This is a genomic window from Acinetobacter sp. ACNIH2 (assembly GCF_002934965.1).
GTDB lineage: Bacteria > Pseudomonadota > Gammaproteobacteria > Pseudomonadales > Moraxellaceae > Acinetobacter > Acinetobacter tandoii.
Genome location: NZ_CP026412.1, coordinates 2,850,301 through 2,864,031, shown reverse-complemented (window position 1 = coordinate 2,864,031; position 13,731 = coordinate 2,850,301). Strand labels below are relative to the sequence as shown.

Genomic DNA, 13,731 nt, shown 5'->3' with positions numbered 1-13,731 from the left:
TTAAATTATTTATTTACCGCTTCACTCACACAACTTTGAATGGTTTTCGCCACAACATTATTCACTATCGTTGCACGTGCTGCAGGGTCTATAGCAGCAGTCGCCAAATCTACAGTCGTCACATTTTGTGGTGCTTTTTCGCTCACACAACCACAAATATCCGTTTGAATATTTTGTTTTTGCTCAGCAGTCATAAGCTGTGTAGACTTTTTCCAAGCAGGCGTATTATTTAATTCTGTCACACATTTTGAATTGATTGCAATTTTGATCGCTGCCATCCCTACTTGCTGGGTTGTCGCTGCCGTAGTTGTTGCTGTTTCTGTTGTAGCACAAGCCGTTAGAACTAAAATAACAGGCGCAAATGCAGCTAATCTTTTTTTCACAATATTACCTTGATGATTGATTTAAAGTAGCGCTATTGTGCCGTAACACCAGTAAATAAAAAGCCCTGATTGACTTAATGATCAATTGGTTGTGCAATTTAGCAACAAAACCCATCAAATAGCATCAGCGTTGCAACAAATATACGCATCGTTGCAGAATTTGCATTTTTTTGTAATTTTAACTTCAGTAAGATTATAAAAATTATTCAGCCTATTCACTCCTACTTTATGAAAAATACATCCCCCTATTACACGCGTACCGCGCAGGTCTTACACTGGATCATGGCGATTATTTTTATTGTCGCTTGGATCATTGGTTTCTATAGTGGGAACTTTTTAAGCTATGAGACTGATGGAAGTTTCAAAGGTGACGTCATCACCTTACACAAGAACATTGCTACGACCATTGTCTTCTTAGTCATGATTCGTATTTTCTGGCGCTATACCCATCCAGCCCCTTCACTGCCAGACAGCATGTCTCCAACAATGAAGGTATTGGCTCATCTTGGGCATTTAGCGCTATACCTAATGTTACTTGCCTTACCAATCACGGGATGTTTATTCAGTTGGAGCGCAGGACATCCTGCACCTGTTTTATATATGTTTGAGATTCCTCGCCTTCTAGAAGAAAACTATGATGTACTGGAAATTGTAAAACCGTTACACATCTATCTATCTTGGGCAGCAGGTTTATTGGTTGTAGGGCATATTGGTGCTGCATTAAAACACCACTTTATCGATAAAGATGGTGTGCTCACAAGTATGACCCGCCAACCCAAGTAAAACCTAATCATAAAAAACCGCACAATCTCGTGCGGTTTTTTTATATTAAAAGAATTACAGGCTCTGGATTGCTGTAATCCATTTTTGCTTTTCAGCATCACTAATAAATGATGCTTCAAAAGAGTTCTGAGCCAATTTTTTCAATTCATCATTCGACAAAGATAATGCTTCTGTAATCGCAATGAAATTGTCATTCATATAACCACCAAAATATGATGGATCATCTGAATTCACTGTGACATGCACACCCTGCTGCAATAAACGGCGGATATTATGCTCTGCCATATCATCAACTACACACAGCTTTAAGTTACTGAGTGGGCAAACCGTTAACGGCATTTTCTCTGCAATTAAACGTTGCATTAAAGCAGGGTCTTCTTCTGAACGTACACCATGATCAATACGATTCACTTTAAGTAAGTCTAAAGCTTCCCATACATATTCTGCTGGACCTTCTTCACCCGCATGTGCAACGACCAAGAAACCTGCTTCACGTGCTTTGGCAAAGACACGTTCAAATTTTGAAGGTGGATGTCCAACTTCACTAGAGTCGAGCCCAACACCAATAATTTGATTTTTAAATGGCATCGCTTGTGCCAATGTGTCAAATGCAGCTTCTTCACTTAAATGGCGCAAGAAACACATGATTAAATGTGAACTAATACCATATTTTGTTTGAGCATCATCACAAGCACGCTGTAAACCATTAATTACGGTTTCAAATGCAACACCACGATCGGTATGTGTTTGCGGATCAAAGAACATTTCCGTATGCATGACACGATCTTCATGACACTTTTCGAAATATGCCCAAGCCAAATCATAGAAATCCTGCTCATGCACCAGTACGTTTGCACCCGCATAATAAATATCTAGGAAGGATTGCAGGTTATGAAAATTATAGGCTTGCTTGACTTCTTCAACTGATTTATAAGGAATTTCAATCTGATTACGTTGTGCAATTGCAAACATCAGTTCAGGCTCAAAAGTCCCTTCAATATGAACGTGTAATTCTGCTTTTGGTAAAGCACGGATGAGCTCAAGTTGATTCATACCTTATCCTTAAAAAAGAAAAAGGGTGTAAACTTGTTTACACCCTTAACATTGGTGTGGGTATTAACCACCAAAAAATGCAAATTTAATTGCCCAAAGCACTGCAACAATCCAAACCATATAAGGAACAGTTGAAGCCTTGCCAGTACATAATTTAATTAACGCATAGCTAATAAAGCCCATCGCAATACCATCTGCAATTGAGTATGAAAATGGCATAAATACGATCGTTAGGAATGCAGGTACAGCTTCAGTAATATCATCCCATTCAATATGGGTAATCCCCTGAATCATCAACACACCCACAAATAACAATGCAGGAGCTGTTGCAAAGCTAGGTACAGATTGTGCTAATGGGGCTAAAAACAAACACAAGATAAATAAAACACCAACCACAACAGCTGTAAGACCTGTACGACCACCTGCTGCGACACCTGCTGAAGACTCAATATAAGGCGTGGTTGATGATGTACCTAGTGCAGCACCTGCAACAATAGCTGTTGAGTCAGCAAATAATGCTTTTTTCAAACGAGGTAATTTACCATCTTGCAGTAAGCCAGCACGATGCGCGACCCCTACTAAAGTACCTGTTGAGTCAAATAAGTCCACCAAGAAGAAGACAAAAATGACGCCCACTAGACTCGCGGTAAATAAGCCTTCAAAATCCATCTGTAAGAATGTTGGTGCAATTGAAGGAATTTCGCCTACAACACCTTTGAATTCGCTTAGCCCCATCACGGTAGAAATTGCAGTCAGCACTAAAATACTGATAATAATCGAACCGCGCACTTTAAAATGGTGTAGTACCACAATCATTAAAAATCCAAACAACGTCAACAATACGGTCGGTTGCTTAAGATCACCTAAACCAACCAATGTTGCTGGATTATCAACAATAATGCCTGAGTTCTTTAACGCAATTAGTGCGAGGAACAAACCAATACCACCGCCAATTGCAAACTTAAGTGACATTGGAATTGCATTGACAATCGCTTCACGGATTTTAAACATGCTAATGGCAATAAAAACCAAACCAGAAACGAATACTGCTGCCAAAGCAGTTTGCCACGGCACACCCATCCCCATACAAACAGAATAGGTAAAGTAGGCGTTAAGACCCATACCAGGTGCTAAAGCAATTGGATAGTTCGCAATAATCCCCATCACTAAACAGCCAATCGCTGCTGCGAGACATGTTGCGACAAAGACAGCTCCATGATCCATCCCTGTTTCGGATAAAATCATTGGATTAACAATAATGATGTAACACATGGTTAAAAAAGTGGTTACACCTGCAAGAACTTCAGTACGAAAAGTCGTCTTGTTTTCGCTTAATTTAAATAAGCGTTCAAGTACGTTTTCTGAAGATGGATTAGGAGTCGTCATGACCTAGCCCCTGTAAAAAAACATTATGCCAAAATTCCGAATTGGACTAAAAATAAACTTTTTGCCATTTGATTCTCGAAATTTAAAGCAATGGGTATGCCAAATATCTAATGCTTTTTTTTAAGCTAAACAAGGAAACTGTCATTGCCAAACATAAGGCTTCCTTTTCAAGTAAACGAAAAAAGCTGCATATATTATGCAGCCTTAACACTTATACTTTATAAATCAATAGCTTAAATAAAAAACATAAACATTTCTTTAAATTCGGCGTGGATTATAACATATTGATTTTCACGTTGTTTCTAGAATTTATGCACGGCAGCGACTAAGCCTTAAAAAATGAGATACGAGTAAATTTAAATCTTTAATTACAAAAATAAATTCGTACTGCTATTGATCTTTTTTCCTCAAAATATTTTTTGATTGAGCATCAGCTTCAATTTTTTGGAGTGAGCTATGTGCTTCGTTTATCAAACGATCAATTTCTTGCTTCTGCCTGTTCTCAGATTCGTAATATACACTCAATCCTAAGATACAGACCATCAATAGAAACACAGGTATAAGGAACTTTTTCATTATAATAAAATAAATTTTTTAATTATTGGTAAAATATACACTATATTTTTTTCTAGTTCACTTTGTTTAAAGCAAATAGAGCTGACTCATTTAAAAATTATATTTTTCAATGACTTATAAATAATCTTACAACTTACTACATTCATACATAATCTATTGCACCAGCAACTTCTAACTACAAAATTATAACCATTAATGAAAACCAATTTATTCATTATTATTCAACAACTTAGAAATAAAATTCTTCAAATAAGTCCTTTCAAATTTTTCTCATAAAAATCTGACGATAGATCTTCATATATTATTCACTAAACACCCACTCAACGAATTGAGTCGCCTCCACCCAAAGAAGAAATTTAATTCACTTAAGCACATTCTGTTTGATTATGTGTCAATTTCGAACTTATCCGAAGGTAATCCTCCCATAAATAACCGAAGTTAAAAGTAGAGGTTAAGCAGCCATTGGTAATCCTCCCATAAATAACCGAAGTTAAAAGTAGAGGTTAAGCAGCCATTAGAGGTGGCCTTCCTTTGTTAGCTTGGTGTGGTCTTTCATGATTGTAATGCCACAGCCAATCAGTTGCGTAATCCTGAACTTCTTCTAACGTATCAAACAAATGCTTGCTCAGCCAACTATAACGTATAGTCCGATTATATCGTTCAATATACGCATTCTGCTGTGGCTTACCCGGTTGAATATATTCAATACGAATACCGTGCTCAGTAGCCCAGCGCACAAATTCGTGACTGATAAACTCGGGGCCATTATCACATCGGATCACTAACGGTTTTTCTCTCCACTCCAGCAATTGATTCAACGTACGAATGACCCTAATTGTGGGCAATGAGAACCCTGCTTCAATGGCTAGGCCTTCGCGGCGGTAATCATCAATCACATTCAATAATCGAAACTTGCGACCATCGGAAAGTTGATCATGCATAAAATCCAGTGACCAAACCTGATTTGCACGTATTGGCTCTTTCAGTGGTTCAGGCACATGTCGTTTTAGTCTTCTTCTCGGTTTAATACGCAGATTCAGTGCCAACTCACAGTAAATGCGATAAACCCGCTTGTGATTCCAGCAGTGACTCTCAACATGCCGTAAATACGAGAAGCATAGACCAAAGCCCCAATCGGTATTTTCCTCAGTGAGTTCAATGAGCCGTTCTGCAATGAGCACATTGTCATCACTGAGTCTAGCCTGATAACGGTAGCAGGTTTCACTTATGCCAAATGCAGTGCAAGCTAAACGGATACTAACAGCATGTTGGGCCACTGCCTGTTGAGCCATCTGACGTCGACAAGATGGCTTTACCACTTTTTTGACATCGCTTCCTGAATAATTTCTGCTTTTAATCGCTCTTCAGCATACATTTTTTTCAGTCTGGTATTTTCTGTTTCCAACTCTTTCAGCCGTGCCATCAAAGATGTATCCATGCCGCCATATTTAGCACGCCATTTATAGAAGGTTGCATTACTCATACCATGTTCACGACAAAGGGCCGCAACAGGTGTGCCAGACTCCGCTTGCTTCAAGATGGACATGATCTGGCTGTCAGTAAATTTAGATGTTTTCATGCAGAATCTCCTGCTTGTATCTTAAGAGAAAATTCTACTTTTAAGTCCTATTATTTTTAGGGGGGATTACCCTTACTTTCCAATCTAAATTAAGTTACTGAATAGCCATCAAAATTCTTATACTAGTTCAAACCTGATAGCCTGATAGATACTCTAGCACATTCTTTGGCTCATCTAGATGAAATGGTATCGCCCGCAAAAGAGCTTTATCACTTTGCACATTAAATTTAAAACGAAGCTCATCATCAAATTTATTGGCCAGATGAGGGTAAATTAAAATAACCTCGCTCGCATGTTCTAAATAATAATGGCTATAAGCGAACATCTGCTGGATATCACCATCTTTAAAGCCGAATCGTCCGCCTCGATTATGTTGATCTAATAGCTTCCATTTAGTATCTAAAACAATTTTCAGATTCTTTTGCTTATGCTGAATATGAATATCAGGACGGAGTCTGAAGATTGGCTTATCTTCATGTAGACAAATATGCTGACTCGATACTTGTGTGCTTACATCCCAATCTTTTAATTCACGGCGTAAATGGTAAGCAACATAATGCTCAAAAAGCTTTTCCATAGGAAATAACAAGCTCATCCCACGCCAATCACCTTGAGCAGACACGGGCATGTATTCGCTCAAAATCAACTCAGTCCAAGGCTTTATATCAATATACAGGGCAAGTAAGCGCCCTGACTGCCACTGCTTAAAATCTTGAGTGATATTTTGGCTCTTCGGAATTTCTCCAGTCATTAAACGAAGTTCTTGAGCAAGCTTCCAATTTTTAGAACTTCTTGTTTTTTTACACACAACATCTAATGCAGTTTTAATCAATCTGTTCTCAGGTCGATTAACTTCATAAACATCATGTTCTATCGGGAAGATATGCTTTTTTGCTGGCGGTTGCCGCATATGTTTTACATGCTGCAACTGCCCTCTTAAATATTTTTGCTCTTCCTGAACACGGTTGTAATCAAAGCGTAATCCCCGTTGAATGAGCTTCTCAAAATTACAGAGAAACTGTTCTATGATCCACTCATGTATCGGTTGTTTAAATCGGCTTAGATTCGCTTCACCTGCATCTCGATAGGGTAAATGCAAAGATACTCGGAGCATCTTTTTCAAAAGCTCACGTTCTTTTTCAACCACGCTTTCTATGGATTCACCAACAGCATTTTCGATATGTTTTGGCAGGATTTCAATGCGAGTACCACACTTGGTTTCAATAATTCCTACATATTGATCAAGCTTAAGCTTTCTACGCCCAGCCAATTCAAATATTTTAGCGCCGTGTTTTGAAAATGATGCAGATAGTTCACATAAATGATCAAATGCGGGTGCAGAGATATAAGCATGATCTATCGATGATTCAGGGCACCCAGCATAAGCAACACTAATATATGCATATTCTCTGACTGTAATCAGATCAGACATAAATATCCCCTATTAGTGTTGAATAATCTTGGCAAAACTTTCTATGTTATCAAATGAAGTTGGCACCAGCTCCCAAGCTTTCTTATCTTCAAAGTAACCCAACTCCTCAGAATCTACATTCGGAAATATTGCTGATTTTTCTATAGGTTTTGAATGAAGCATTCCATTTCCATTCAAAACTAAATTTATCTTTGCCCAGTCGTCAAAGAAATATTCCTGTAGTTGTGGAATGATTTTTTGTTTAAAAATATGGGCTAAGTTTTCAAGGGTTGGCTGTTTTTTCAAACTCATAAAGTTGGCATGACCAATGCAATGATCACGATCAAGCAAGGCTTCGATTCGCTGATTAATAACCGTTAATAGTCGTTCGATATCAATACCATAAACATTTACACCTTCCAATAATTTTGGTTGAGGTGGCATTTCAATAAAAGTAAAACGGCGACGTAATGCGATATCTAAGCCTGTTAATGAACGGTCAGAACTATTCATCGTGCCAATAATGTAAACATTATTTGGTACAGTAAATTCTTGCTTTGAATAGGGCAAAGTAACAGATAATTCTTCATCCGCGCCTGCACGTTTTGAGTCTTCAATTAAAGTAATGAGTTCACCAAAAATACGAGATATGTTCCCACGGTTAATTTCATCAATGATTAGCACATAAGGCTTAGAATCGGGCTTGGTCTTTTCATATTCAACTTCTGAACGCAATGATTTTGCTATAGCCCATTCATAGGCTTTGTTATCAACAATATTATCTTGTTGAGTCTTTAAATAATTCTTAATGTGTCTTATTGATAATGTGATAGTTGTCTCTTGAGAATTCAAAGCAAAAAGAGTGCCTGACGAGTTACTTGTCACTTTAATTTCTGCTTTACGCTTTGTATAAAAGACTTGTTCCGTTTGCTTTGCCCTCTCAATTAATTGATCAATTGCACTATTAATACTAAAGTCAGTTGGTACATTCCCTGCTATTTTTTTTGCATCAACTTCGATTTGAGCATCAATACTAATTTCTTTAAAAACACCATCTTTTACCAAATAATTTAAGTTACCATCTTCATCACTTTCAGCTCGAATCCCTTCAACAAAGTCTTCGTAACTAAAGCTTTGATGAAAAGTTACAAACTTGATTTGATCATTTTCTTTATAAAAATCAAAGCGCTTTTTTAGCTCTCCACGAGTCTCTGTTCCCAATTCTTCTAATGATTTATTCTCAATGATCGAAAGTGCATGATTGATAGTATTAAATGTTTTACCTGTACCAGCTGCACCAAATAAAATACGATTCAATGGTTGTAATCTTTTTTTGTCTTGCATCATCTTTTCTTCAATTTCATTACTATCTATTAACATTTTTTTTGTATCCAACTCATACCAATCACAAAATTTTTCTAAATCCACTAAACTATTTATCTCAATATAATAAGCCTTATTACCCTTATCTAGACTCGGAGCATGAGACTTCAATCCACTATGTCGTCCTTCATCCTCATCATATCTGCCAAATATTTTCGAGTTATTATCAACAAACTTAAACTTAAATAATTGATTATTTTCTGGATCAACACCTATAAAAAAAGTGGGCCTAGAATTATCTAAAATCAAAGCCATTTCTCTATTTGATTTATTTCTAAATCCAACTATTTTCTTAGTTTCATCTTTAGTTTTCTTATACTTTCTACTTAAAAAATCATATGCTTCTAATGTCGTAAAAAAATCTTCTATTTCATAATCTATAGGGAATAAACCCTCGCCAGAATATTCTAAGTCTAACTCTTCCGTGATTTTCTTTACCTTATTTAGCCAATCTCTTAAATTTAATTCTTCTGGTATAGATTTATCATAACCTTGTGGTAATACATCTTCATCTACGGGTATTAATCTATATGTTTGATCTGTTATATACAGTATAAAATCTCCATTTTTCTCTAAATGAAGTACAAATAAAAAATCTTCTACTTTCTTCGCTTGGATTCTTTTTTTACCAAATCCTAAATACCCATACTTAGAGGCTCCAGCATGGTAGATATCCAAGTCTGGGAAAACTTGCTTTATTTCAGTCAATTGTTCCCAAAACCAATTCTTCTGTGGTTCCGATAAAAGTGCTACATAATCATTAATACGGGGCAAATTAAATTTTTGCTTAAACGCTTCTAGTTCCATTCTTACGATAACCTTTTACTTTAACTTTTTTAAATTGTCTTAGGTTTATTCACCAACACATCATAAATAATGTGCGCAAACTGCCTCATCTTGGCAGGATCACTCATCAACTGCGTCATTTGCTCCATGTGTGCAGCATTGCTGTCTAGCACGGCGTCATCTAAAGCACTGTCAAACTCACCTAGCATCGCTTGTTCACGCGTATTGTTCTGAATCTGCTTCATCATGCGCGTGTTTTCAGACATCTTATCTGCCACCGTATGAACATAATTAATCATGTCTTGATCTGTCAGCTTATCGGTAATGAACAATTCATTCACACGACCTAAAATCACCGATAAAAAGTCTTCCTTTTTATCCTTCGCCTTGGCAGTCCCCATGTCATTCGCGGGTTCCAGCTTATGCTCGGTACTATCGGCTTTAAGCTGAATATCTTGCTGGCGTAGCTTAGACAGACGGTAATGACTCATCGCCACATTACTCAAGTCAATCTCACCTTCATCAGCAACTTGTTCACGCAGTAATGGACGTAAGTTACGTGCAAATAAGCTAAGTTTCTCTAGCTCTTTATCGTCATACTCGACAATCTGGGACATGAACTCATAGAAACGGGTAAAGCTGCCTAAATCCTTCTTGAAGATTTCTAAGGCATCACGTGCCTTTTTCGCCTCAGCAAACTCATTCTCCGCATTGGCAATCAGCACCGCATCTCCAGTCTGTTTGCAGCGCTCTAAACGGTTCTTAGTCACATCGTAATCATTTACCGCAGCACTATAACGTTGCTGCCAGCGTTGTAATGCAGGTTTACAGATATTGGCGAGTGCAGCGTTGGATTTGTTCTTGCTATAAAACGCTTCGACAAACTGTTCTACTTCATTCCATAAGAAAATCCGAGCCGCTTTCAGCTTCTCAAACAGATCATAGATCTGATCTGGATTCGACACATCGGCCAATTCTGCCGTTTGGTAATACGGTTGGAAGGCATCCAAAATATCTTGTGGTTCATTAAAGAAATCGAGGACAAAGGTGCCTGATTCCGCTTTACCTGGATAGGTACGGTTTAAACGCGATAAGGTCTGCACACACTCGACCCCACCCAGCTTTTTATCCACGTACATGGCACACAGTTTGGGTTGATCGAAACCTGTCTGGAACTTATTCGCCACGATCATCACCTGAAAGTCATCACTGTCAAATGCCTTACGCATTTCACGTCCTTTCAAGTTCGGGTTCATATTGCTTTCAGTAAATTTCTGTCCAAGCAAATGACTGCTGTCCGCATCATTCGCGGTGAACTCCACTTCTCCAGAGAATGCCACCATGGCTTGGATGTGAGTATATTTCTGTTCAGTGATGTATTTATCAAAGGCTTGTTTATAGCGTACTGCTTCTTTACGTGAACTGGTGACCACCATGGCCTTTGCCTGACCATTCAATAAGCCCATAATGTTCTTTTTAAAGTGCTCAATGATCACACGAACTTTTTGCGAGATATTGTGGTCATGCAAGCGTACCCATTGATTAAGTTTAACTTTGGCTCTCTTGGCATCGACCTGATCGTCTTTTTCTTCAATTTTCTGCTTGAGCTTATAGATGACTTTATAGTTGGTGTAGTTCTTCAGCACATCCAAAATAAAGCCTTCCTCAATCGCTTGGCGCATGGAATAGACATGATAGGCTTCAGGTTTATTGCTCTTGGATGGCGGTAGCTCTGGATTCGGCAAGCGTCCAAACAGTTGTAAGGTTTTATCCTTTGGCGTAGCAGTAAAGGCATAGAAACTTAAATTCTGACTGCCTTTACGCGATGCCATCACTGCATCGAGTACATCTTCAGAGCTGAGCTGATCATCTTCGTCACGCTCTTCCAGCATCAAGGTTTCTTTCAGCTGTCGTGCGGTAGAGCCACTTTGTGATGAATGCGCTTCATCGGCAATCACGGCGTATTTACGTTCTTTTAAGCTGGTACTGTTCTCAATCGCACGGAGTACAAACGGGAAAGTTTGAATGGTCACAATAATAATCGGCTGTGCCATCTCTAAAGCTTTTGCCAATTTCTCCGACTTGGAGCCATCACCTTCTTTATTGTTGATGCGTCCAACTACACCATCGGCATGTTCAAACTGGTAAATGGTGTCTTGTAGCTGGGCATCCAAAATGGTTCGATCCGTCACCACAATCACTGAGTCAAACATTTTGTGATTGTTGGCATCATACAGGCTGGACAGTTGATGCGCCGTCCATGCAATCGAGTTGGACTTGCCTGAACCTGCACTGTGCTGAATCAGATATTTTTGCCCTGTGCCTTCTTTTAAAGAATCTTCAACCAGTTTGCTCACCACTTTCCACTGGTGGTAACGTGGGAAAATCAGGCTTTCTTTTTTATATTTCCGCCCTTCCCAATCTTCTTTTTCTTCAATCTGTAAATGAATGAAGTTCCCCACGATATTCAACAAGCTGTCTGGGGTCAGTACTTCATTCCACAGATAACCTGTGGCGTATTCATTCACATCTTTAGGAACATCATTGCCTGCACCTTGTTCTTTAGTGCCTTTGTTAAATGGTAGAAAATAGGTACTGTCCCCATTGAGATGGGTTGCCATATACACTTCATACTGACTCACCGCAAAATGTACCAATGCCCCACGTTTAAAGCTGAGTAGCGGTTCAGGCTTATTGGTTTCAGGGTCTTTGGGTAGACGCGTTTTTTTATACTGCGTCATGGCATTTTGCACAGCTTGCTTGAACTCAGATTTGAGTTCCATGGTTGCCACAGGAAATCCATTAATAAACAGCACCAAGTCGATACGCCATTTTTTGGCTTGTTTACCTGTCGCTTCGAGTTCTGCTTGGGTGGCGTATGGGCTATACACCAGTTCAGGCACCACACGGCAAATGTTCTGTTGGTAGTTCGCATTCAGTTCAGGGTTTAAGCCGTGTTCAGGTTTAAACTGGCAAAATGAAAAACGGGTGCCACGGGTTTTAAGTCCATGACGCAATACACCCAAGGTGCCATAACTCCGTGATTCAATATCTGTGGCATTGATGTCGGCTTTTTTAAGCTGTGCTACCACAGTTTCTAAAAAATGGCGTTCCGTGTCATTCGGGAAGATATTTTGAAACTTCTGCCATTCTTTGGCTTGTGTAGTTTGTACAAAGCTTAAAACGTCTTGTTCGTATAATGCTTTTTCACGATTGTAGCCTTGCGGTGAACCGACCTGCCAACCGTGGCTTTGCATTTGCGTAATAATGTCTTGTTGAAAAATCGTTTCTAAAGTTACATCCGATCTCATTGTTTCCGCCGCCCCTTTAAATTCTAAATATCTTTTCTATTATTTTATCTGCCAGATTGGATAACTTTGCCAATCTTCAGGAAAGCCCATATAGGCTTTGGATATGTTGCTATGCGACAACAAAAGATCAATCAAACGCTGACGCCATGTATGTTGCAGAGTAATTTTATCCATAAAGTACAGTATAAAAACCAAGCTATTATACAATTTACGATCTGCCGAACTCGTTTGATCAAAATTGCACTGCTGCGCTAAGCCCAAAGGTTTATTTCTAGGTTTCGCAATGGTTTTTGTAAATTTACGATTCCATAGCCGTGAGTGATGTGCACAGGTATTTCGCAAATACACGAGATGCTGTAATAAACCTTCAAATTGTTTTTCATCGCAATCAAAATGACTCGAAATTGCTGTGCGTGTTTGTTTCGGAGCAAGTGACTGATACCATTTAGAAAGCTGCCCAAAACTCATCACCTCACAAGTTGCCCAAATAGGTGGTAGCTCTGGATCATCATAGGTACGTTTATAATGATCTATAAATACTTCATCAGCTCGGTCTATTTCGCTCTTTAACGACTCTAATAATTTTTCCCATCTAAACAGAGGTTTAAAATATTGCGGATGCATAAATGCATGTGCACCATGCCGATGTGCAAGCTGATAGGCAAATTGGGTTCGAATCGCCACTTCAACCCGTTCGATTGCATCGAGTACCAAGAGCCTGAGTTCACGGTCAAAAACATAGATTTCCCACACCTGTTCAAAATGCGTGTTTTCTTTAAAACAGTGGGGTGAATGGGTCTGTTCAAAGGGTAGCCAATAGGCACCCAAACGGTAGTAATTGACTTGGGCTAAATGAAAAATTGCTTTTTGTTCATCGGAAACGATCATACCGCGAGATTTTAAAATCTCCAGTTGCTCCGAAAATGTTTTTGGCAGCTTATTAAATGGTTTCATACAGCATTACCTGCACATTGAGGTAATTGCCTGTATGTAGAGTCATTATTATATTTTGGTAAAGCAGAAAAAAGTAACCCGACAGTTTGAGGATGCAATTGCTTGCCTAGCCTTGTCGGGTGTTGT

The 13,731-nt window shown here is 38.7% G+C and carries 9 protein-coding genes; 1 reads left to right on the top strand and 8 read right to left on the bottom strand.

Annotated elements, in window-relative coordinates; translation table 11 throughout:
* Nucleotides 1–5 precede the first annotated feature (5 nt).
* The gene (locus tag C3F34_RS13515; protein WP_044738518.1) at nt 6–383 is read right to left on the bottom strand and encodes a hypothetical protein; all 378 of its coding nucleotides are present in this window, start codon (nt 381–383) and stop codon (nt 6–8) included.
* Nucleotides 384–611: 228 nt separating this feature from the next.
* On the opposite strand from C3F34_RS13515, the gene C3F34_RS13510 reads away from it, so the two are divergent.
* A complete protein-coding gene (locus tag C3F34_RS13510) occupies nt 612–1,166 on the top strand; it encodes a cytochrome b (protein WP_044738519.1) in 555 nt (184 codons plus the stop codon).
* A gap of 54 nt (nt 1,167–1,220) precedes the next feature.
* Here C3F34_RS13510 and C3F34_RS13505 read toward each other — a convergent pair whose 3' ends face one another.
* The 7 genes from C3F34_RS13505 to C3F34_RS13475 all read right to left on the bottom strand — a co-directional run bounded on the left by C3F34_RS13505 (nt 1,221) and on the right by C3F34_RS13475 (nt 13,605).
* Nucleotides 1,221–2,219 (bottom strand): adenosine deaminase, encoded by a 999-nt coding sequence (locus tag C3F34_RS13505; protein ID WP_044738520.1) that lies wholly within the window; start codon nt 2,217–2,219, stop codon nt 1,221–1,223.
* Nucleotides 2,220–2,282: 63 nt separating this feature from the next.
* A complete protein-coding gene (locus C3F34_RS13500) occupies nt 2,283–3,605 on the bottom strand; it encodes an NCS2 family permease (protein ID WP_104441836.1) in 1,323 nt (440 codons plus the stop codon).
* Between the two features lie 1,079 nt (nt 3,606–4,684).
* A protein-coding gene (locus C3F34_RS13495; protein ID WP_104440995.1) for an IS3 family transposase occupies nt 4,685–5,760 on the bottom strand; the annotation gives its coding sequence in 2 pieces (ribosomal slippage) (nt 4,685–5,508 and nt 5,508–5,760; 1,077 coding nt in all).
* A 127-nt stretch (nt 5,761–5,887) separates the two neighbouring features.
* The gene (locus C3F34_RS13490; RefSeq protein ID WP_104441835.1) at nt 5,888–7,192 is read right to left on the bottom strand and encodes an McrC family protein; all 1,305 of its coding nucleotides are present in this window, start codon (nt 7,190–7,192) and stop codon (nt 5,888–5,890) included.
* A gap of 12 nt (nt 7,193–7,204) precedes the next feature.
* The gene (locus C3F34_RS13485) at nt 7,205–9,361 is read right to left on the bottom strand and encodes an McrB family protein (RefSeq protein ID WP_104441834.1); all 2,157 of its coding nucleotides are present in this window, start codon (nt 9,359–9,361) and stop codon (nt 7,205–7,207) included.
* Nucleotides 9,362–9,390: 29 nt separating this feature from the next.
* Complete coding sequence (locus C3F34_RS13480; protein WP_104441833.1) at nt 9,391–12,651, bottom strand: type I restriction endonuclease subunit R; 3,261 nt, start codon at nt 12,649–12,651, stop codon at nt 9,391–9,393.
* A 39-nt stretch (nt 12,652–12,690) separates the two neighbouring features.
* The gene (locus tag C3F34_RS13475) at nt 12,691–13,605 is read right to left on the bottom strand and encodes an Abi family protein (protein ID WP_104441832.1); all 915 of its coding nucleotides are present in this window, start codon (nt 13,603–13,605) and stop codon (nt 12,691–12,693) included.
* Nucleotides 13,606–13,731 lie beyond the last annotated feature (126 nt).

What these genes read in the sequence shown, in the direction of transcription:
- C3F34_RS13510 (WP_044738519.1), top strand. Translation starts at nt 612, where the DNA reads ATGAAAAATACATCCCCCTATTACACGCGTACCGCGCAGGTCTTACAC.
- C3F34_RS13505 (WP_044738520.1), bottom strand. Translation starts at nt 2,219, where the DNA reads ATGAATCAACTTGAGCTCATCCGTGCTTTACCAAAAGCAGAATTACAC.
- C3F34_RS13500 (WP_104441836.1), bottom strand. Translation starts at nt 3,605, where the DNA reads ATGACGACTCCTAATCCATCTTCAGAAAACGTACTTGAACGCTTATTT.
- C3F34_RS13490 (WP_104441835.1), bottom strand. Translation starts at nt 7,192, where the DNA reads ATGTCTGATCTGATTACAGTCAGAGAATATGCATATATTAGTGTTGCT.
- C3F34_RS13485 (WP_104441834.1), bottom strand. Translation starts at nt 9,361, where the DNA reads ATGGAACTAGAAGCGTTTAAGCAAAAATTTAATTTGCCCCGTATTAAT.
- C3F34_RS13480 (WP_104441833.1), bottom strand. Translation starts at nt 12,651, where the DNA reads ATGAGATCGGATGTAACTTTAGAAACGATTTTTCAACAAGACATTATT.
- C3F34_RS13475 (WP_104441832.1), bottom strand. Translation starts at nt 13,605, where the DNA reads ATGAAACCATTTAATAAGCTGCCAAAAACATTTTCGGAGCAACTGGAG.